Source organism: Nonomuraea mangrovi (genome assembly GCF_042681425.1).
GTDB lineage: Bacteria > Actinomycetota > Actinomycetes > Streptosporangiales > Streptosporangiaceae > Nonomuraea > Nonomuraea mangrovi.
The window spans coordinates 241,623-264,431 of record NZ_JBHUFV010000043.1 but is presented as its reverse complement, the minus strand read 5'-3'; the positions used below and the strand labels follow the sequence as shown (position 1 = coordinate 264,431).

The window sequence follows — 22,809 nt, the reverse complement described above, 5'->3', positions numbered from 1 at the left end:
AACCCCGCGCCTGGGGACGAACAGGAGCCAGCGGCATGTCACCTGCGGAATTGCGGCTGATGTTGGCCGCGTGGAATGACACGGGCCGGGACGGTCCGGCCGAACCATTGATCGAGTTGTTCGAGCGGCACGCCGCTGAGCATCCTGATGACCTCGCCGTGAGCGGGCCGGTCCAGATGGGCTACGGCGACCTCAATGCGCGGGCGAACCGCCTGGCGCGCCATCTGGTGTCGCTGGGCGTCGGCCCTGAGCAGGTGGTCGCCGTGCTGCTGCCGCACTCCGCGCAGAGCATTGTGGCGATGCTGGCGGTGCTGAAGTCCGGCGCCGCCTACCTGCCGATCGACACGGGCTACCCGCCGGGCCGTACGGCATTCATGCTCGACGACGCGAACCCGGTCGCCGTGCTGACCGCGTCAGACGTGGCGCGGCAGCTCGACATCGCGGCGCGCGCGGTGATGTTGGACCAGCCGGACACCGCGCGGGCGCTGGCCGCCTGCGCGGCGACGGACCTGTCCGACGCGGACAGGGCCGCCCCGGTGTCGCCCCGCCATCCCGCGCAGATCATCTACACCTCGGGTTCGACCGGCAGGCCGAAGGGGGTGGTGATCGAGCGCGGGTCCCTTGACGACCACCTACGCACCGCCCGCGAGCACCACCCGAGTCTGGGCGGCACCGCGCTGTGGCACACCTCGGTGGCCTACTCGCTGTCGGTGACGGCGCTGTTCGGGCCGCTGACGGCGGGCGGTTGCGTCCGGGTCGCCGAGGATCTGGTGGGCGCCACCGAGGTCGTCGACTGTACGTTCGTCAAGGCCACCCCGAGCCACCTGCCGCTGCTGGGCGCGTTGCCGCCCGGATCAGGGCCCAGTGCCGAACTGGTGCTGGGCGGTGAGGCGCTGCGCGGTGAAGTGCTGTCCCGCTGGCGGAAGGAGCACCCCACGGTCACCGTGACCAACGGTTACGGGCCGACCGAGGTGACCATCCACTGCGCCGAGCTCCGGCTGGAGCCCGGCGCGCCTGACTCTTCAGGGGTGGTACGGCTGGGCCGTCTGTTGCCCAATTCGCAGGCCTATGTGCTGGACGGTCAACTCCGTCCCGTTGCCCCGGGCGCGGCGGGGGAACTGTACCTGGCGGGCAGCGGTCTGGCCCGTGGCTACCTCCGGCGGCCTGGCTACACTTCGACGCGATTCGTCGCCAACCCGTTCGACGGGCCGGGCAGCCGGATGTACAGGACCGGCGATGTGGCCAGGTGGACTGTCGATGGCGAGCTGGAGTTCGTCGGGCGCGCTGACGACCAGGTGCAGATCCGCGGCCACCGTGTCGAGCTCGGTGAGATCACCGCCGCGGTGCTGGCCCAGGACACGGTGGCTGAGGCCGTGGTGGTGGCTCGTGAGGACCGTCCGGGCGACGTGCGGATCGTGTGCTATGTGGTGCCCGCCGCACCTGGCCGCCAGGACCCCGTCGAGGTGCGAGCGTTGCGTGATCGGCTGCCCGAGTTCATGGTGCCGGCCGCGTTCGTGGTGCTCGACGCCCTGCCGCTGACCCGGCACGGCAAAATCGACCGGGCCGCGTTGCCGGAGCCCGAGGTCGCGCGGGCCACGGAGGGCCGGGCTCCCCGCACGGTGCGTGAGACTGTGCTGTGCGAGCTGTACGCGGATGTACTCGGCGTGCCGACCGTCAGCATCGACGACGACTTCTTCGCGCTGGGCGGGCATTCGCTGCTGGCCGTCCAGTTGGCGAGCCGGGTCCGCGCGGCGCTGGACGCCGGGCTCACTCCGCGCACAGTGTTCGAGGCGCCGACCGTGGCCGCGCTGGCCGAACGGGTCGGCCCCGCGGACGGTGGCCTGCCGCCGCTGGTCCCGGCAGAGCGGCCGGAGCTGATTCCGCTCTCGCCCGCCCAGCGCAGGTTGTGGTTCCTGCAGCAGGTCGACGGGGTGAGCTCGACCTACAACGTCGTGTGGGCGGCGCGGATCACCGGCGAGCTGGACCACGGCGCGCTCGCCGATGCCATCGGCGATGTGATTGCCCGGCACGAGTCGCTGCGCACCGTGTTCCCAGAGCGGCACGGCGAGCCGTACCAGATGGTGCTGACCGCCGACAGGACCAAGCCTGAGATGCCGATCGTGGACGTCACGGAGGACCGGCTCGACGACGCCGTGGCGACGGCCGCCCGGCACGCCTTCGACCTGACCGCCGACGTCCCTCTGCGCCCGACGCTGTTCCGGCTGTCCGGCGGCGAGGCCTCTAGCGGGGAGACGTCATGTGACGAGGTGGCCTGTGCCGAGCACGTGCTGCTGATCGTGACGCACCACATCGTCGCGGACGGCGGCTCGACCGTGCCGTTGGCGCGTGACCTGTCGGTGGCCTACCAGGCGCGGTGCGACGGCCACGCGCCGGACTGGCCACCGCTTCCCGTGCAGTACGCGGACTTCGCGCTGTGGCAACGCCAGACGCGGGACAAGGAGCGGATCGACGCCCAGGTGGAGCACTGGCGCCTGCGAATGGCTGGAGCGCCGGAGCTGCTGGAGCTGCCCACCGACCGGCCGCGGCCGATGGAGGCGAGTCACAGCGGTGGCCGCGTTCGCTTCCGTGTCGATCCCGCCACCCATCGCCAGCTGGTCGAGCTGGTCAGGGGCACGGGCACGACCGTGTTCATGGTGCTGCACGCCGCCCTCGCCGTGCTGCTGACGAGGATGGGCGCGGGCACCGACGTGCCGGTGGGTGTGGTCACCGCGGGCCGCGACGACGAGGCGCTGGAAGACCTGGTCGGCTTGTTCGTGAATACGCTGGTGCTGCGCACCGACACGTCGGGTGATCCCGGTTTCCGTGAGTTGCTGTCCCGGGTGCGCGAGGTCGACCTAGACGCGTACGACTACCAGGATGTGCCGTTCGAGCGGCTGGTAGAGGCGCTGAACCCGGTCAGGTCGCTGGCCCACAATCCGCTGTTCCAGGTGGTGCTGACCTACGAGAACGGGGTGGACGCGCAGCTCACCGCGCCGGGTCTGGCCAGCGAGACGTACTTCGTCAGCGCGGGCTCGGCCAAGTTCGACCTGTCCTTCTTCGTCTGGGAGGTCCGGGCCGGCCGGGGCGAGCCCGCCGGGATCGAGGGCTACCTCGACTACGCGACCGACCTGTTCGACAGGCCCACCGCAGAAACTCTGGCCGCCGGGCTGGTCCGGCTGCTGGACGGCGCGGCGGCCGAGCCGGATCTGCCGATCAGCGGGCTCGAACTGCTCTCCGCGGAGGAAGAGCGCGAGCTGCTGGTACTGGGCAACGAATCGGTCGTCCCGGTGGCGGACACGATGGTGCCCGATCTCTTCGCCGAGCAGGTGCGGCGGAATCCGGCCGCGACCGCCGTGGTGTGCGAGCAGGACCGGCTCAGCTACGCTGAGCTGGACGCCAGGTCCAACCAACTGGCCCGGGCACTGGTACGGCGCGGCGTCGGCCCCGAGCAGTTCGTCTGCGTGGCTCTGCCAAAATCGGTCGACCTCGTGGTGGCCATGCTGGCGGTGCTCAAGGCGGGCGCGGCCTACCTCGCGGTCGACCTGAGCTACCCGGCGGAGCGCATCGCGCTCATGATCGAGGACGCCGGCCCGGTGCTGGTGCTGGCCAACACCGAAGGCCGGTCCCGGTTGCCGGAGGGCGGCGACCACCTCGTGCTGGACGCCCCTGATACCCTCACCGCCCTCGAGCTCCTGCCCGCCCACGAGGTCACCGACGAGGAGCGGACTCACCCGCCGCACCCGCGCCATCCGGCGTTCGTGATCTACACCTCGGGCTCGACGGGCCGGCCGAAGGGCGTCGTGGTGGAGCACCACTCGCTCAACCTCTACCTGGCCTGGTCCCGGCACGTCTATCCGGGGGTGGACGGGCGCGCGCTCGTGCACTCCTCGGTGTCGTTCGACCTGACCGTCACCGGGCTGTACGCGCCACTGACCGCAGGCGGCACGGTGGACCTCATCGAGCTCGACACCGCGTCCACGGCCAGAACGGACCCGGCGCCACCCACGTTCGTCAAGGCCACGCCCAGCCACCTGCCGTTGCTGATCAACCTGCCCGCCGAGTACTCGCCGACCGGGCAACTCGTTCTCGGCGGGGAGCCGCTGCTCGGCGAGGTGCTCGACGAGTGGCGGGCCAAGCACCCGGAGGTGATCGTGTTCAACGAGTACGGTCCCACCGAGACGACGGTCGGGTGCATGGAGCGCCGCATCGAGCCGGGGCAGCGGATTCCAGCCGGGGTGATGAGCCTGGGCAAGCCGGCCTGGAACACCCAGATGTTCGTGCTGGACGCCGCCCTGCGTCCAGTGCCGTTCGGCGTGGCGGGCGAGATCTACATCGCCGGTGACCTGGTGACCCGTGGCTACCACGGCAGGACGGGACTGACCGCCACGCGATTCGTGGCCAACCCGTTCGGTCCGCCTGGCTCGCGGATGTACCGGTCCGGTGACCTCGGGCGGCGCCGCAGGGACGGCGAGTACGAGTTCCTGGCCCGGGTGGACGATCAGGTGAAGATCCGCGGCTTCCGTGTGGAGCTCGGTGAGATCGAGGCGGTCATCGGCCAGCACCCTGGGGTCGACCAGGTCGCGGTGATCGTGCGGGAGGACCAGCCGGGTGACAAACGCCTGGTTGCCTACGTCGTGGCGGACGGAGACCCAGAGGCGTTGCGCTCGCGGTGCGCGGAGTACCTACCCGAGTACATGGTGCCCGCGGCGTTCGTGCCGCTGGACACGCTGCCGCTCACGCCGAACAGAAAACTGGACAAACAGGCCCTGCCCGCGCCCGTCTACGAAGCGGACGCGCAAGGCCGGGCTCCCCGGTCGGCACGCGAGGAGATCCTCTGCGAGCTGTTCGCGGAGGCGCTGGGCGTCCCACGGGTCACCATCGACGACAACTTCTTCACGCTCGGCGGCCACTCGCTGCTCGCGGTCCGGCTGGTCAGCCGGATCCGCGCCACCTTCGGCGCCGAGCTGGCGCTGCGGTCCGTGTTCGAATCGGCAACCGTCGCGACCCTCGTCGGCCAGTTGGACGGCGCAGAGGCCGCTCGACCGGCACTGCGCCGGATGCCAAGGCCCGAGGAGGTCTCATGATCCCGCTCTCCTTCGCCCAGCAGCGGCTCTGGTTCCTGAGCAGGTTGGAGGGGCCGAGCTCGACCTACAACGTGCCGCTGGCGGTGCGGATGTCCGGCCTGCTGGACCGGGAGGCACTGCTGGCCGCGCTGGGCGACGTCGTCGCGCGGCACGAGTCATTGCGCACGATGTTCCCGGAACGGGACGGCGAGCCGTACCAGCGAGTCCTGGCCCTCGCCGACGCACCGGTGACCTTGCCGGTGGCCGAGGTCGCCGCGGACGGTTTGGACGCGGCCATCGCCGAGGCCGTCGCGGAGCCCTTCCACCTCGACGCGGGAGTCCCGCTGCGGAGCAGCCTGTTCGCGCTCGGCGTGGAAGAGCACGTGCTGCTGATCGTGACGCACCACATCATCGCCGACGGCTGGTCCACCCGGCCGCTACTGCGTGACCTGTCCACCGCCTATGCCGCCCGCTGCCGGCAGGAGAGCCCGGAGTGGAGCGAGCTGCCCGCCCAGTACGCGGACTACGCGCTGTGGCAGCGCGAGGTCCTGGGCTCGGAGGCCGATCCAGGCAGCATCATCAGCAGGCAACTGGCCCACTGGCGTACGGCCCTGCTGGGCGCGCCTGAACTGCTGGAGCTGCCCGCCGACCGGCCGCGTCCCGCCGCCGCTTCCTACCGCGGTGACAAGGTTCCGCTCCACCTGGACGGTGCGGTGCACCGCGCGGTGGTGCGGTTGGCCAAGGACACGGGAACCACCGTGTTCATGGTCGTCCAGGCGGCCCTCGCGGTGCTGCTGAGCCGGCTGGGCGCGGGCACCGACATCCCGATCGGAACCGCGGTCGCCGGCCGATCGGACGAGGCGGCGGAGGATCTGGTCGGGTTCTTCGTGAACACCCTGGTGCTGCGCACCGACACCTCGGCCGATCCCAGCTTCCGCGAGTTGCTGGCCCGGGTCCGCGTCGCCGACCTCGACGCCTACGCCAACCAGGATGTGCCGTTCGAACGGGTGGTCGAGGTGCTGAACCCGACCCGCACCCTCGCCGGCCACCCGCTGTTCCAGGTGATGCTGGTTCTGCAGAACGCCAGCTCCGACCGGGTCGATCTGCACGGGTTGCGCACCGAGGTCCTGCCGACCCCGGTGTCCGGAATCGCAAAGTTCGACCTGTCCTTCAGCGTGGAGGAGACGCTGACGGACAGCGGGGAACCGGCGGGCATCGAGGGCACGCTGGAGTACACCGAGGACCTGTTCGAGCGGGCCACCGCGCAGAACCTGGTGAACCGGTTGACGCTCCTGCTGGCCTCGGCCGCCGCCGAGCCTGACCGGGCCATCGGCGAATTCGACCTGCTCGACCCGGTGGAACGGCAGCGGGTTCTCGTCGGCTGGAACGGCGCGGAGACCACGGTCCACTCAGGCGACCTGGCCACCCTGTTCGAGCGGCAGGCGCGGCGTACCCCGCAGGCGCCCGCGCTGGCCTGTCACGACATCACCGTGACCTACACCGAACTCAACACCCGCGCGAACCGGTTAGCCCACCGGTTGGTCGAGCTCGGCGTCGGGCCAGAGGTCCCGGTCGGGGTGCTGATGGAGCGGAGCATCGACCTGGTGGTCGCCATGGTCGCGGTGGTCAAGGCCGGTGGCGCCTACGTGCCGCTGCACGCGAGCTATCCGCAGGCCAGGATCAGGTGGATGTTGCGGGAGACCGGAGCGCCTGTGCTGATCACCGACCGTGACCTGGAAGACCAGGAAGCCACCGTCGTGGTGCTGGAGGAGCAGCCACTCGACGACCTGCCCGACACGGACCTCGGCCTGCGGCTGAGCGGCGACCACCTCGCCTACGTCATGTACACCTCGGGCTCGACCGGTACTCCCAAGGGGGTGGCCGTCACCCACGCCGACGTGATCAAGCTGGCGAAGGACCGCGACCTGAGCAGCGAGGCCCATCGCCGGGTGCTCTTCCACTCCTCGCACGCCTTCGACGCCGCCACCTACGAGATCTGGGCGCCGTTGCTGGCGGGCCATGAGGTGATCGTGGCGCCCGAGGCCGACATCGACGTCAACGCGATGGCGTCCTTGTTCCTTGAGCACCAGGTCACGGCCGTGTTCCTGACCACGCCGCTGTTCACGCTGCTGGCCGAGGAAGCGCCTGAGTGCTTCGCGTCGCTCACCGAGGTCTGGTGCGGTGGCGAGGTCGTCTCCTCGTCGGCGATGCTGCGGGTCCTGCGGCACTGCCCGGCTACGCGGGTGCTGAACGTTTACGGCCCGACCGAGACCACCACATTCGCGACCCGTTTCGAGCTGGACGCGTCGATGCGGGACGAGAGCTCCGTGCCGATCGGCCGGGCCATGGACAACGTGCGGGGTTACGTGCTGGACGCGAACCTGCGCTTGGTCGTGCCCGGTGTGCCGGGAGAGCTGTACCTCGCGGGCCTCGGTGTGGCCCGTGGCTACGTCCGCAGGCAGGCCCTGACCGCGGAGCGCTTTGTCGCCGCGCCATACGGCAGGCCTGGCGAGCGGATGTACCGCACCGGTGACCTGGTGCGCTGGAACAGCGCCGGTCAGATGGAGTACCTGGGCCGGGCCGACCAGCAGGTCAAGATGCGGGGGTTCCGCATCGAACCGGGGGAGATCGAGGTGGCGCTGGTCGCTCACCCCGGCATCGCGCAGGCGACCGTCGTGGCCAGGGAGGACCGGCCCGGTGACCGGATGCTGGTGGCCTACCTGGTGGCCGCGGGCGACCGGATCCCGGACGTGGCCGAGGTGCGGCGGTACATCGCGCGGAGCCTGCCGGAGTACATGGTTCCCACGGCGATGGCGTTCCTGGACGCGTTGCCGCTGAACTCCAACGGAAAACTCGACCGCACCGCGCTGCCCGCACCGACGCTCGGCACCGGTACGGCAGGCCGTACCGACCAGAGCGCACGGGAGGAGATCCTGTGCGGCCTGTTCGCCGAGGTGCTGGGGCTGGACTCGGTGGGAGTCGATGACGGCTTCTTCGAGCTCGGCGGACACTCGCTCCTGGTCACCCGGCTGATCAGCCGGGTCAGGACGGTCATGGGTGTGGAACTGCGGGTGCGCGAGGTATTCGAGGCCCAGACGGTGGCGGGACTGGCAGCGCGCCTCGACGCCGCCGCCACACCCGTGCAGCCTCCGGTACGGCCGGCGCCACGCACCGACGTGGTGCCTCTGTCCTTCGCGCAACGGCGGCTGTGGTTCCTGCACCGGCTGGAGGGGCCGAGCCCGACCTACAACATCTCCTTCGGCCTGCGGCTGCGCGGCGTGCTGGGTCGCGACGCGCTGGCGGCGGCGCTGCGGGACGTGGTCGGACGCCACGAAGTCCTGCGCACGGTCTTCCCCGAGGTTGACGGCGTCGCCCGTCAGCAGGTGCTGGACCAGGCCTCCGCCGGTCTGGTGACCTCCGAGGTGAGCGCGGACGAGCTCGACGACGCGGTCGAACGCGCCGCCCGGTACCCGTTCGACCTGTCGACCGAAACCCCCCTGCGCGCCGAGCTGTTCATCGCGGGGCCGGAGGACGCCACGTTGGTGCTGGTTCTGCACCACATCGCCGCCGACGGTTCCTCGCTCAAACCCTTGGTGCGCGACCTGGCCACGGCGTACGAGGCGCGGTGCGCGGGGGAGGCGCCCGCGTGGGAGCCGCTGCCCGTGCAGTACGCCGACTACACGGTGTGGCAGCAGAGCCTGCTGGGTGACGGCGCCCAGGTGGACTTCTGGCGCACGGCGCTGGAGGGCATACCGGAACAACTGGACCTGCCGTACGACCGTCCCCGCCCGAGCGTGGCCTCCTACCGAGGTGACCACGTCGAGGTGGAGCTGTCGGCGGAGGTTCACCGTGCCGCGATCTCCCTGGCGCGATCGAGCAACGTCACCGTCTTCATGGTCCTGCACGCTGCCCTGGCCTCCCTGCTGACGCGGCTCGGCGCCGGCACGGATGTCCCGCTGGGCACGCCGGTCGCCGGACGTACCGATGACGCGCTGACCGACCTGGTCGGGTTCTTCGTGAACAGCCTGGTCCTGCGGACGGACACCTCGGGTGAGCCGACCTTCCGTGAACTGCTCGATCGGGTGCGAACCACCGACTTCGCCGCCTACGCGCACCAGGAGCTGCCGTTCGAGCGGCTGGTGGAGATCCTCAACCCCGCCCGCTCCGCGGCGCATCACCCGCTTTTCCAGGTCATGCTCGGATTCTTCGCCTATTCGAGCACGAACTTCGAATTACCCGGCCTGAACGTCACCACCTCGGACATCAACACCCGCACCGCCAAGTTCGACCTGTTCTTCCTGCTGAACGAGCAGCGAAACCCGGCGGGCGCTCCCGACGGCATCACCGGCGTGATCGAGTACAGCACCGACGTGTTCGACGAGGCGACGGTGGAGTGGCTCGGTGCCCGCTGGACCCGGTGGCTGGACGCGGTGCTGGCCGATCCCGACCGGCCGATCGGAGCGCACGACGTCCTGCTGCCCGTCGAACGCGACCGGTTGCTGACCTGGAACGACACGGCCGCCGAGATCCCACCCGCGACCACGCACGAGATGTTCGAAGCACAGGTCAGGCGCGATCCCGACGCGATCGCGCTCGCCTGTGACGAGGTGGAGCTGTCGTATGAGGAGCTGAACAGCCGGGCGAACCGGCTGGCTCGGGTGTTGATCGAGGAGGGTGTCGGACCCGAGTCGATCGTGGCCGTCCTGATGCCGCGGGCGCCCGAGTTGCTGGTCACGCTGCTGGCCGTACAGAAGGCCGGTGGAACGTATCTGCCGCTCGACCCCGGCTATCCGGCCGACCGCCTGGGCTACATCCTCGGCGACGCCGGGGCCGTCCTGACGGTCACCACCACCGGCGTGCTGCCTGATCTTCCTGGGACCCGTCTGGTGCTGGACGACCCGGAGACCATCGCACGGCTGGCCGGACAGGCGGACACCAACCTCGGCGACGGCGATCGTGTCCAGCCGTTGAGCGCCGGCCATCCGGCCTACGTGATCTACACCTCTGGATCGACCGGCGTGCCCAAGGGCGTCGTGATCACGCACGAGAACCTGACGAACTTCCTCACCGCGATGCGCGAGCAGTGCGCGGTGACCCCTCGCGACCGCTGGCTGGCAGTGACCACGGTCTCGTTCGACATCGCGGGGTTGGAGCTGTACATGCCGCTGATCCAGGGCGCCCAGGTGGTGCTCGCGCGGGAGAAGACGGTCCACGATCCGACGGCGCTGGCCGAGCTCGCCGCCGCCAGCGGCTGCACGATCATGCAGGCCACGCCGACGATGTGGCAGGTGTTGCTGAGCACCGGGACCAGCACCTTCCGTGACGTGCGGATGCTGGTCGGCGGAGAAGCCCTGCCCGCGGGGCTAGCCACGCGGATGCGCGAGCGTTCCGCCGTGGTCATCAACCAGTTCGGCCCGACGGAGACCACGATCTGGTCCACGACGGCCTCGGTGGCCGGCGACGACCGCGTGCCGCCGATCGGCCGTCCGATCGCCAACACCCAGATCCACGTCCTGGACGGCGAGCTGCGCCCGGTGCCCGTCGGCGTCGCGGGTGAGCTGTACATCGCCGGCGACGGTCTGGCCCGCGGCTACCACGGACAGGCCAGGCGCAGCGCGGAGCGTTTCGTCGCGAACCCCCACGGTGAGGCGGGCACGCGGATGTACCGCACCGGCGACGTGGCCAAGTGGAACAGGGACGGGGAGCTGGAGTTCCTCGGCCGCGTCGACCATCAGATCAAACTGCGTGGTTTCCGCGTGGAGCTCGGCGAGATCGAGAGCGTGCTGTCCCGGCATCCCGAGGTCGCGCAGTCCGCCGTCGTCGCACGCAAGAACGAGCAGTTGATCGCCTACGTCGCACCGCTGGCCCGGCCGGAGTCCGCTGATGACGCCGTGGAGCAGCAGCAGGTCGACGACTGGCAGCAGGTCTACGACTCCGCGTACGAGGAGGAAGCGAGGTCGGGCGAGTTCAGCGAGAGCTTCTCGGTGTGGCGGAGCAGCTACGACGACGCCCCCATCCCGCTTACCGAGATGCGGGTGTGGCGTGACACGACGGTGGAGCGAATCCGGGAACTGCGGCCACGGCGCGTCCTGGAGATCGGCGTGGGATCAGGTCTGCTGATGGCCCAGCTGGCTCCGGACAGCGAGGCCTACTGGGCCACGGACTTCTCCGACATCGCCGTGACGGCGTTGCAGGACATCGTCGCGGGGGATCAGGGGCTGGCCGACCGGGTCGTGCTGCGTACCCAGGCGGCCGACTGTTTCGACGGTCTGCCTGAGGAGTTCTTCGACACCATCGTCATCAACTCGGTGGTGCAGTACTTCCCGAACGTCGACTATCTCGAATCCGTGCTGCGGCAGGCGCTGAACCTGGTGGTACCGGGTGGCGCGGTGTTCGTGGGAGACGTGCGGAACCGTCGTCTGCACCGGTGTTTCCGCGCGGCCATCGAGGTGATCCGTCACCCCGGCGAGGACCCGGCGCAGCGGCGCAGAGCCGTGGCGCAGGCCGTCCGACGGGAGAAGGAACTGCTGATCGATCCGGAGTTCTTCCCAGCTCTCGGCCAGGCGGTGGAGATCGGCGTCAAGCGCGGTGCGGCCCAGAACGAGCTGAACCGCTACCGGTATGACGTCGTGTTGCGCAGAGACGCCGAGCCGGTCAGCGAGCCCAGAGAACTGCGGTGGGGCGCGGACGTGGCCGATCTCGCGGCGCTGGAAGCCCACCTGGCCGAGTTCGGCGGAGAGGCGGTCCGGGTGACCGGCATGCCCAACGCCCGCCTGGTGTCCGAACTGGCGGCGCAGTCGGCCGTGGACGGGGAGACACCGGCGTCTCCCGCGGAACCTGTCGACCCGGAGACGCTGTACGACCTGGGCGGCAGGAACGGACTCCGTACCGGAGTGTCCTGGACGTTCGACGCCGACGACGGCCGTCTCGACGCCGTTTTCACCCGGGACTCATCAACCGGCGCCGTCGGCATCGTGTACCCCGCCGCGGCGTCCACCCGGCCGCTGGCCGAGTATGGCAATGACCCGGCCAGGCCGTACGAGGCCGACGCGCTGGGCCGGTCACTGCGTGCCTACCTGCGGCACTGGCTGCCGGACTACATGGTCCCCGCCATGGTGACGGTGCTGGACGAGCTGCCGCTGACGAGCAACGGAAAGATCGACAGGAAGGCCCTGCCCGCGCCCGCGGTGGCCGCCTCGGCCGCGTTCCGAGGTCCGCGCTCCCTGCGGGAAGAGATCCTGTGCGGCCTGTTCGCCGAGGTGCTGGAGCTGGACTCGGTCGGCATCGACGACGGCTTCTTCGACCTCGGCGGGCACTCCATCCTGGCGATCAGGCTGGCCAGCAGGATCCGCACGGTGTTCGAGCGCGAGATGCCGGTGTGGGAGATCTTCGACGCGGGAACGGTCGCGCGCTTGGCGGCCAGGCTCGACGGCGCGGAGGCAGGTCGTGCCGCGCTGGTACCGGTCGAACGGCCGCGGTACGTGCCGCTGTCGTTCGCCCAGCGCCGTATGTGGTTCCTGTACAAGCTGGAAGGCCCGAGCCCGACCTACAACATGCCGATCGGGCTGCGGTTGTCGGGAGACCTGGACCGGGCGGCACTCGAAGCGGCGCTGACGGATGTCGTGCACCGGCACGAAGCGTTGCGCACGGTCTTCCCGGAACACGACGGCGTCCCGTACCAGAGCGTTCTCGACGTCAGCCACGCGCGTCCGCAGGTGTCGGTCACCGACGTCGAACCGGACGAACTGCCTGCCGCAGTGCGTGACGCGGCGGGCTACGGCTTCGACCTGGCCACCGAGATCCCGATCAAGGCGGTCCTGTTCGCGCAAGGCGAGACCGAGCACGTGATGCTGCTGCTCATCCACCACATCGCCGCGGACGGTCTGTCCCTGGGACCGCTGCGCCGGGATCTGGCCCGCGCCTACGCCGCAAGGCGAGCCGGTGCCGCACCGCAGTGGCCTGATCTGCCCGTGCAGTACATCGACTACACGCTGTGGCAGCGCGAGATTCTCGGCGCTGAGGATGATCCGCACAGCACCATCGGCAGGCAGATGGAGTTCTGGCGAGAAGCTCTCGCCGAGGTTCCCGAGCCGATCGTCCTGCCGGTCGACCGTCCCCATCCGGCGACGCCGACCCGCCGGGGCGATGAGGTGCGCTTCGTGGTGGACGCCGCGACCCATGCCGCCATGGTGGAGCTGGCGCGCGGCCACGACGTCACGATGTTCATGGTCGTGCAGGCCGCGATCGCCACCCTGCTCACCAAGCTGGGCGCCGGCACCGACATCCTGATCGGCACCTCGACCGCCGGCCGCGCGGATCCGGCGCTGGACGATCTCATCGGCTTCTTCGCCAACAACCTGGTGCTGCGCAACGACACCTCGGGCGATCCGACCTTCGGTGAGCTTCTGGCCCGGGTACGGCAGGCCAGCACGGCAGCCTACGCCCACCAGGAAGTGCCGTTCGACCGGCTCGTCGGCGCGTTCGCACCAAAACACTCGCTGGCCCAGCACCCGCTGTTCCAAATCACCATGTCCTACTCCAGCGGTACGGCCGGCCAGTGGGAACTGGACGGCCTGCGCGTCGCCAACGCCGATTTCGGCGCGGGCGCGGCAAAACTGGATCTCCATTTCGGCATGGCGGAGACCTTCACAGCGGAAGGTCGCCCCGCCGGCCTCGACGGCGTACTCGAGCTCGCGATGGACGTGTTCGACCGCGAATCGGTCGAACAGATCGCCGCCCAGTTGACGCGGCTGCTGTCCGATGTCGTCGCTGCCGCCGATCGCCCGTTGAGCGCGGTGCCCCTGCTACCCGGCCGAGACCGTCAGCGGTCGTCGGCGGATAACAACTGGATGGATGGAGCGGTATCGATGGCGACGATTCCGAACTTGTTCGCCCGGCAGGTCGCGCGGGACCCGGATGCGCCCGCGGTGGTGTTCGAGGACCAGACCGTGTCCTACGGTGAACTGGACGCGCGCGCCAACCGGCTGGCGCGCTACCTGGTGGGACGCGGGGTCGGCCCGGAACGACTGGTGGCGGTGGCCCTGCCGCGGTCGGTGGAGCTGATCGTGGCGTTGCTGGCGGTGCACAAGGCCGGTGGCGCCTACGTGCCGCTGGATCCCGGCTACCCGGCCGACCGGCTCGAGTTCATGGTCGCCGATTCCGCGGCCGTGTGCCTGGTGACGACGGGGGATCTGGCGGACCGGCTGCCGGAGATCGGCGGGGGCACGCCGCCTGTGCTGGTCGACGACCCGATGGTGGCCAAGGCGGTGGCCGATCTCTCGGACGCGCCCGTCGTGGACGGCGAGCGGCTGTCGCCGCTGAGCCTGGACTCACCGGCGTGGGTGATCTACACGTCGGGGTCGACCGGCAGGCCCAAGGGCGTGGTGGTCACCCACCGCGGCATCGAGAACATGGTCGCGGGGCAGGGCGAGCGGCTCGCCATCGACCGCGGGAGCCGGATGCTGCAGTTCGCCGCGCTGAGCTTCGACGTGGCGGCCGGGGAGATCTTCGGGACCCTGCTGTGCGGCGCGTGCCTGGTGCTGGCGCGGGACGTGAGCCTGGCCGGGCTGCCCGACCTGGTGGCGCGGCAGCAGGTGACCCACATGATGATCCCGCCGGTGGCGCTGGGCGCGCTACCGGCGGACGCGCTGCCCACGGGCATGACGCTGGTGGTGGGTGGCGACGCGTCAGCACCGGAGCTGGTGGCGCGGTGGGCTCCAGGCCGGCGAATGATCAACGCGTACGGTCCGACCGAGGCGACGGTGTGCGTGACGGCGAGCGAGCCGTTGCCGGCGGACGCCGAGGAGGTACCGATCGGCAGGCCGATGGTCGGGGCCAGGGCGTGCGTGCTGGACGAGCGGCTGAATCCGGTGCTGCCGGGCGTCGTCGGCGAGCTGTACCTGGCAGGAGCGGGGCTGGCCCGCGGTTACCTGGGGCGTGCGGCGTTGACCGCGGAGCGGTTTGTCGCCTCCCCGTTCGGTCCGCCCGGTACGCGGCTCTACCGGACCGGTGACCTGGCGCGGTGGAACGCGTGGGGCGAGCTGGTGTTCGCCGGACGGGTGGACGACCAGGTGAAGGTGCGGGGATACCGCATCGAGCTGGGCGAGATCGAGGCGGTCCTGCTGCGGCACGCCGCGGTGAAGCAGGTCGTGGTGATCGTGCGTGAGGACCGGCCTGGCGATCGCAGGCTGGCGGCCTACGTGGTGCCCACCGGCGAGCCCGCTCCGGCGGATGAGCTGCGCGGGCATGTCGTCGGTCAGCTTCCCGAGTACATGGTGCCCTCGGCGTTCGTGACGCTGGACGCGCTGCCGGTGACCGCCAACGGCAAGTTGGACAGGGCCGGGCTGCCTGAGCCGGTCAACGAGGTCGCGCCGGAGGTGGCCGCGGGCCCGCGCGACGCGCGCGAGGGCATACTCTGCGGCCTGTTCGCCGAGGTGCTCGGCCTGTCCCACGTCAATCCCGACCAGGACTTCTTCACCCTCGGCGGGGACAGCATCATCTCCATCGAACTCGTCGCCGCCGCCCGCCGTACCGGCCTCGCCATGACGGTGCGTGACGTGTTCGAGCAGCGCACCGTCACCGCGCTCGCCACGGTGGCCACCTGGGCGGAGGCGCCGGTGGCCAGAGCGGACGACGAGGACGCCGGTGCCGAGTTCGGCCCCTTGCCGATCATGGGCTGGCTGCGCGAACTCGCCGGCCAGTACGACGGCTTCAACCAGTCCGTCGCGGTTCGCCTGCCGCGCGGCCTCCGGCGTGAGGACCTCGAAGCGGCGCTGCGCGCGGTGGTCGACCACCACGAGTCGTTGCGCCAGCGGCTCACCGTCGCGCAGGACGGCCAGTGGACGTTCACCATCCAGCCGGTCGGCGAGCCGGCGGTCGATGACCTGCTGACCCGGGTCGACCTCGCAGGGGCGACCGGCGAACAGATCGCGGAAACGACCTCGGCGCAGGCTCTGGCCGCACGCGACCGGCTGGCGCCGAGGGACGGCCTGCTGCTCCAGGCGGTGTGGTTCGACTACGGGCCCGACCAGGACGGGCGGCTGCTGCTCATCGTGCACCACCTGTCCACCGACGTGGTGTCCTGGCGGATCCTGCTGCCTGACCTGTCCCTGGCCTGGCGGCACGCGGCGGCGGGCAACACGCCGCTGCTGGATCCTGTGCCGACCCAGGCGCGTAGCTGGGCCAGGGGGCTGGCGGAGGAGTCCTACCGGCCGGAGCGGGTGGCCGAGCTCGACTTCTGGCAGGGGCTGCTGGCCGGAGATGAACCGCGGGTGGGCAAGCGGGCGCTCGATCCGGATGTGGACGTCGCGGACACCCTGTGCTATCTGTCCACCACGCTGCCGGTTGAGCACACCGAGCCGCTGCTGACCACGGTGCCCGCGGCCTTCAACGCCGGAATCAACGACGTGCTGCTCACCGGCCTGGCCCTGGCGATCAACAAGTGGCGTGACAGGCCGGGCGGCGCCGTACTGCTCGACCTGGAGGGCCACGGCCGCCAGGACGTGGTGCCCGGAGCCGACCTGTCACGCACGGTGGGCTGGTTCACCAGCATGTACCCGGTGCGGCTGGAGCCAGGACCGGCCGACTGGCAGGAGGCCAGCGCGGGCGGGCCCGCGATCGGCCGTGCGCTCAAGGCGGTCAAGGAGCAGCTACGCGTGATCCCCGGCCACGGCATCGGGTACGGCCTGCTGCGCTATCTGAACACGGAGACCGCGCCCGCACTCGCGGCCCTGCCCGCCCCGCAGTTGGGGTTCAACTACATCGGCCGGTTCGGTGTCGGCTCGGGTGATGCCTCAGGGGAGGATTGGGACCAGGTCGACGACATCGCCAAACCCCCGGCTCTCGACGCCGCGCAAGCCGTACCCCACGTCCTGGAGATCAACGCGGCGGCGATCGACGGACCTGACGGGCCCAGCCTGTCGGTTACCTGGGCCTGGCCAGAAGCGCTGCTGGCCAAGCCGGACGTGGCCGAGCTCGCCGAGGCGTGGTTCGACGCGCTGCGGACCTTGGTACGGCATGCGGTGGACCCGAGCGCCGGCGGCCTCACACCGTCCGACCTGTCGATCGACCTCGCGCAGGCAGAGATCGACGAGCTGGAAGCAGAGCTGGAAGCTGAAGAGGGAGCGCTGGGGTGACCAAGCTTGAGGACATCCTGCCGCTCACGCCGCTGCAGGAGGGCATGTTCTTCCACGCCGCCTACGACGACGACGGGGTCGACGTCTACCAGGCGCAGGCCGTGCTCGCCCTGGCCGGGAGGCTGAATCCCGAGGTGCTCCGTGACGCCGCGGCGGCCCTGGTCCGCAGGTACCCTGTGCTGCGTTCCGGTTTCCGCCAGCGCAAGACGGGCGAGCCGATCCAGGTGATCTACCGCGAGGTCCCGCTCAACTGGTCCGAGATGGACCTGTCCGATCTCGAAGCTGAGGAGCGTGACCTAAGACTCAGCGAGCTGGTGGCCGCCGACTGGGTGGCCCGTTTCGACCTCGGGCGGCCGCCGCTGATGCGGTTCACCCTGGTCAAGCTCGCCGCTGACGAGTACCGGCTGGTGCTGACCAACCACCACATCCTGGTGGATGGCTGGTCCCTGGCCGTGCTGATCGACGACCTGTTCACGCTCTACGCCAGCGGCGGCGACCCCAGCGGGCTGCCGGCAATCACCCCCTACCGCAACTTCCTGACCTGGATGTCCACCCAGGACAGCGCGGCGTCGACGCAGGCGTGGCAGGTGGCGCTGGCCGGGGTGGACCGGCCGACGCTGGTGGCTCCTGACGCGGCGCTCGGCTCCGAACTGCCCGCGCAGCTCGACGTCCGGCCTGACCCTGAGGTGGGCGCGCGACTGCGTCAGCTCGTGCAGTCCACCGGCCTGACCGCGAACACCCTGGTGCAGGCGGCGTGGGCGAGTGTGCTCGCAGCCATCACCGGCCGCGACGACGTGGTGTTCGGCACGCTGGTGTCCGGCAGGCCGCCGGAGATCGACGGCGTGCGGAAGATGGTCGGAATGTTCATCAACACGGTCCCGGTGCGTGTCCGGCTGCGGCCCGAGGCGAGCGTCGCGGACAACCTGGCCAGGCTCGCCGACGAGCAGACCCGGCTGATCGCGCACCAGCACCTCCGGCTGACCGACGTCACCCAGCAGACCGGCCTGGCCACCCTGTTCGACACGTTCGTGGTGTTCGAGAACTACCCGGTCGACACGTCCGCGCGGGAGATCGCGCCGGGCGTGCGGCTGACCGAGATCACCGGCGATGACGCCGCGCACTACCCGCTGCGTCTGGTGGTCAGGTTGACCGGCGAGCGCCTGCAGGTCGTGCTGGAGTACCGGCAGGACCTGCTCAACGAGGCCGCGGCGCACTGGGTCGCCGACGCGTTCTCTGACGCGTTGCACTGCCTGATCCAGGCGGGGGAGCGTCCGCTGGGCCGGCCGGTCACCCTGGCCGATGCCGAGCGGGTCATCCTCTTCGGCGACCTGCTCGCCGGGCCCGCCCCCGCGCCGGCCGACGCCGCGGCGGTACCCGCGCGCCTGGTCAGGGATCCGCGAGAGGAGATCCTGTGCGGGCTGGCGGCCGATGTGCTGCGCCGTGACCGGGTCCTGCCTGACGAGAACTTCTTCGACATCGGCGGGCACTCGCTGAGCGCCATCCAGTTGCTCTCGCGTACGCGTGCCGTGTTCGGCGTTGAGCTGCCGGTCCGTAGTGTCTTCGAGGCTCCGACCATCGCCGCTCTGGTGGCGCGGCTGGACGACGCGGGCCTGGCCAGGCCGGCGCTGCGCCGTACGGCGAGGCCGGACCAGATCCCGCTGTCGTTCGCCCAGCAGCGTCTCTGGTTCGCCGCCCAGTTGGAGGGCCCCGGCGCCACCTACAACCTGCCGATGTCGATGCGGCTGACAGGAGAGCTCGACCGGGCGGCACTGGTGGCCGCGCTCGTCGACGTGGTGGGCAGGCACGAGAGCCTGCGCACGCTGTTCGTCGAGGTGGACGGCATGCCGTACCAGCAGGTGCTGCCGCCGGCGCAGGCGCGCCCGGTGGTCGAGTACGCCGAGGTGGCGGCCGACGAGCTGGACGACGCGATGCTGCGGGCGGCGACCACCACGTTCGACCTGGCCACCGAGTTGCCGGTGCGTGCCTGGTTGTTCGCCACCGGCCCGCAGGAGCACGTGCTGCTGATGCTGACCCACCACATCGTCAGCGACGGCTGGTCCGCCGCGCCGCTGGGCCGTGACCTGGCCGCCGCGTACACCGCGCGTCGCGCGGGGCGACGTCCTGACTGGCAGGACCTGCCGGTGCAGTACGCGGATTACACGCAGTGGCAGCGGGAACTGCTGGGCGCTGAGTCGGATCCGCGCAGCCTGGTCAGCACCCAACTGGAGTTCTGGCGGCACAACCTGGCCGGTCTGCCCAGCCAGCTCCAACTGCCGACTGACCGGCCACGCCCCGCGACGCCGAGCCACCGGGGCGACGTGGTGTCCTTCGAGATGGACGCCGCCGCGCACCGCGGGCTGGCCGACCTCGCGCGCGCCACCCAGTCCAGCATGTTCATGGTGGTGCACGCGGCGACCGCCGCCTTGCTCACCTGGCTGGGCGCGGGCACCGACGTCCGGCTGTGCACCGTGGTCGCCGGCCGCAACGACCAGGTGCTCGAGGACCTGGTCGGGTTCTTCGTGAACACGTTGGTGCTGCGCACGGACACCTCGGGCGAGCCCAGCTTCCGCGACCTGGTCGGCCGGGTACGCAAGGCCGACCTGGCGGCGTTCGCCCACCAGGACGTGCCGTTCCAGCGGGTGGTGGCGATGGCCAAACCGGCGCGCTCCACCGAGCAGCACTCGCTGTTCCAGGTGATGCTGGTGTTCCAGAACAACGCGGGGCCGACCCTGAACATGCCAGGGCTGAAGGTGGCGGCCGAGGACGTCAGCATCGGCGCCTCCCGCATCGACCTGTCCTTCAGCGTGGCGGAGCGGTTCGCGGACGGGGCGCCGAGCGGGATCAGGGGCACGCTGGACTACGCGATGGACCTGTTCGACGCCGATACCGCGCAGGCCATCGCGGACCGGCTGGCGCGGCTGCTGGCGCAGGTCGCCGACGACCCCGACCTCCGCCTCGGCGCGCTCGACCTGCTGTCGGCGACGGAGCGCGGCCAGTTGGTGCCCGCGGGCGAAGCCGTCGAGGCCGAGCCGCAGGCCACCCTGCCGGCCCTGTTCACCGCCCAGGCCGAGAAGACCCCGGACCGCCCGGCGGTCGAGGCAGGGGGAGTGGCAGTCAGCTACGCCGAGCTGGACGCGCGCGCCAACCGGCTGGCGCACCACCTGATCGGCCTGGGTGTCGGTCCTGAACAGGTGGTCGCGCTGGCCCTGCGCCGCTCCGTCGAATTCGTGGTGGCCGTCCTGGCCGTCACCAAGGCCGGGGCCGCGTACGCGCCGATCGACCTGGACGATCCCGCCACGCGCTCCGACTACCTGCTCGCCGACCTCGCTCCCACCGTGGTGCTGACCAACCGGTCCGCCGGGCTGTCCCACGGCGGCGCCAAGGTCGTCGAGCTGGACGACCTCGACCTGACTGGACTGCCCGTCACAGAGCCTACCGACGCGGATCGAACCGCGCCGCTGAGTCCTGCCCATCCCGCCTACGTCATCTACATGTCAGGCACCGCCGGGAGCCCCCGCGGTGTTGTGGTCACCCACGCGGGACTGTCAGGTCTCGCCGCCAACCAGCGCGAGCACTACCGGATCACCCCCGAGTCCAGGGTGCTCCCGTTCGTCTCGCCCGGCTTCGACGTGTCCATCGCCGAACTGACGCTCGCACTGCTCTCCGGCGCCTGCCTGGTGGTGACGCCGCACCAGTTGGCCGGCGCGGACCTGGCCAGCGAGCTGAACCGGCTGCGCATCACCCACGCGCAGGTGCCGCCATCGGTGATGCTCGGCGTGCCCACGGTGCCGCTGCCACACCTGCGTGCCTGGATCACCGGCGCGGAGCCGTGCCCGGACAAGCTGATCGACCACTGGGCGCAGGACCGGTTGGTGGTCAACGCGTACGGCCCGGCCGAGACGACCGTCGACGCGACCTTCGCTCGGTGCGAGCCAGGCGACAGGACCACGGGCATCGGCAGGCCGATCCACGGCGTACGGACCTACGTGCTGGACGCGGCGATGCGGCCCGTACCGCCAGGGGTGACCGGCGAGCTGTACGTCGCGGGCGCCGGTCTGGCACGCGGCTATCACGGCAGGCCCGCGCTGACCGCGGAACGCTTCGTGGCCAGCCCCTTCGGCCCGCCGGGTGGACGGCTGTACCGCACGGGGGATCTCGCCCGATGGCGGCGCGCGGCCCAGGGGTGGCGGCTTGACCTGGCCGGGCACGCGGACAACCAGCTCAGGATCCGTGGTTTCCGTGTGGAAGTCGGCGAGGTCGAGGTGGCCCTGCGCGGACACGAGCGAGTCGCCGCCGCGGCGGCCGTGGTGCGCGGTGACCGGCATGGCGACCGGCGGCTGGTCGCCTACGTGGTGCCGTCCGGCGAGCCGGTCTCCACCGGCGAACTGCGTGGCTACCTCGCGGGACAGCTCCCTGAGTACATGGTGCCCTCGGTGTTCGTGACGCTGGACGCGCTACCGGTGACGCCCGGCGGAAAGCTGGACCCGGCCCGGCTGCCCGCCCCGCCGCCGGAAGCGCGGTGGCGCCGCCAGGCGCCGAAGACCCTGCGGGAGTACGTGCTGTGCCGGCTGTTCGCCGAGGCGCTCGGTGCGCCGGAGACGGCGCCGGAGGATGACTTCTTCGAGCTGGGAGGAGATCCCCAGACGTGCGCCAAGCTGGCCGCGCGGATCCGGTCGGTGCTGGGCGTGGACCTGAGCGTCCGCGCGCTGTCCGACGCGCCGACCCCGGCCGGCGTCGACGCGCTCCTGGATGACGCGGGCAGCGCACTGGACCCGTTCGCCAGGGTGTTGCCGCTGCGCGCGGAAGGCGACCTGCCGCCGGTGTTCTGCCTGCCCCAGAACACCGGGATGAGCTGGCGGTACGTCAACCTGCTGAGCGCGCTCGACCCTCGGGTTCCCGTCTACGCGATCCAGTCGAAGGGACTCACAGGAGACGGGCCGCTGCCGACCGATATCGCCGAGATCGCCGCCGAACTCGCCGACGTCATCCGCGGCGTCCGGCCGGAGGGCCCCTACCATCTGCTCGGCTGGTCGTTCGGCGGCAACCTCGTGCAGCCGGTCGCCGTGCAGTTGCGGAAGGCCGGCCAGCAGGTCGGCCTGGTCGGGATCATGGACTCGTACCCGTCGGACGACCCGGAGTCCAGGGTTCCGCCCGAGGACCTCCCCATGATGACCGCCATGGTGGCCGGCTATGCCAAGTTCTACGACGGCATCGACGATGTGGAGATGGCCACCGACCCCGCCGCCCTGCGTGAGCAGTGCCTGAGCTACCTCGGCAGGGGAACCAGCGAGCTGCGCTTCCTGACCGTCGCGCGGCGATCCCGGATCTTGGACGTCATGCTCAGCAACGTGCAGGCCCTGCTGCGCGACGAGGAGCCGGACCGTTACCCCGGCGACGTGCTGTTGATCGCCGCGCTGCGGGATCGTCAGCCCTGGATGACGCCGGAGAGCTGGAAGTCCCGCGTGGACGGGGAGATCCAGGTGGTCGAGGTGGACTGCCGGCACCACGAACTGATAGACCCCGGCCCGGTGGCCGAGGTCTGCGGGGCGCTGGCCCCGATCCTGGAGCGATGACCAGGTGCCGCATCCCGGTGGGGATGCGGCACATCTATG

At 70.7% G+C, this 22,809-nt stretch carries 3 protein-coding genes; all 3 read left to right on the top strand.

Translation table 11 applies throughout. The features are described from left to right. Nucleotides 1-35 precede the first annotated feature (35 nt). The 3 genes from ACFSKW_RS29215 to ACFSKW_RS29205 are packed head-to-tail and all read left to right on the top strand — an operon-like array spanning nucleotide 36 to nucleotide 22,770. Entirely contained in the window at nucleotides 36-5,084 is a 5,049-nt protein-coding gene (locus ACFSKW_RS29215; RefSeq protein WP_379575672.1) for an amino acid adenylation domain-containing protein, read from the top strand. Continuing rightward, nucleotides 5,081-17,197 carry an amino acid adenylation domain-containing protein gene (locus ACFSKW_RS29210; protein ID WP_379575671.1) on the top strand — a complete coding sequence of 4,039 codons (12,117 nt, stop codon included), beginning with the start codon at nucleotides 5,081-5,083 and terminating at the stop codon, nucleotides 17,195-17,197. Before ACFSKW_RS29215 ends, ACFSKW_RS29210 begins: the two co-directional genes overlap by 4 nt. After that, a complete protein-coding gene (locus tag ACFSKW_RS29205; RefSeq protein ID WP_379575670.1) occupies nucleotides 17,194-22,770 on the top strand; it encodes an amino acid adenylation domain-containing protein in 5,577 nt (1,858 codons plus the stop codon). Before ACFSKW_RS29210 ends, ACFSKW_RS29205 begins: the two co-directional genes overlap by 4 nt. Nucleotides 22,771-22,809: the final 39 nt, after the last annotated feature.

Bases quoted from the DNA above. Each gene is read 5' to 3' on its own strand.
- ACFSKW_RS29215 (WP_379575672.1), top strand. From the start codon at position 36: ATGTCACCTGCGGAATTGCGGCTGATGTTGGCCGCGTGGAATGACACG.
- ACFSKW_RS29210 (WP_379575671.1), top strand. From the start codon at position 5,081: ATGATCCCGCTCTCCTTCGCCCAGCAGCGGCTCTGGTTCCTGAGCAGG.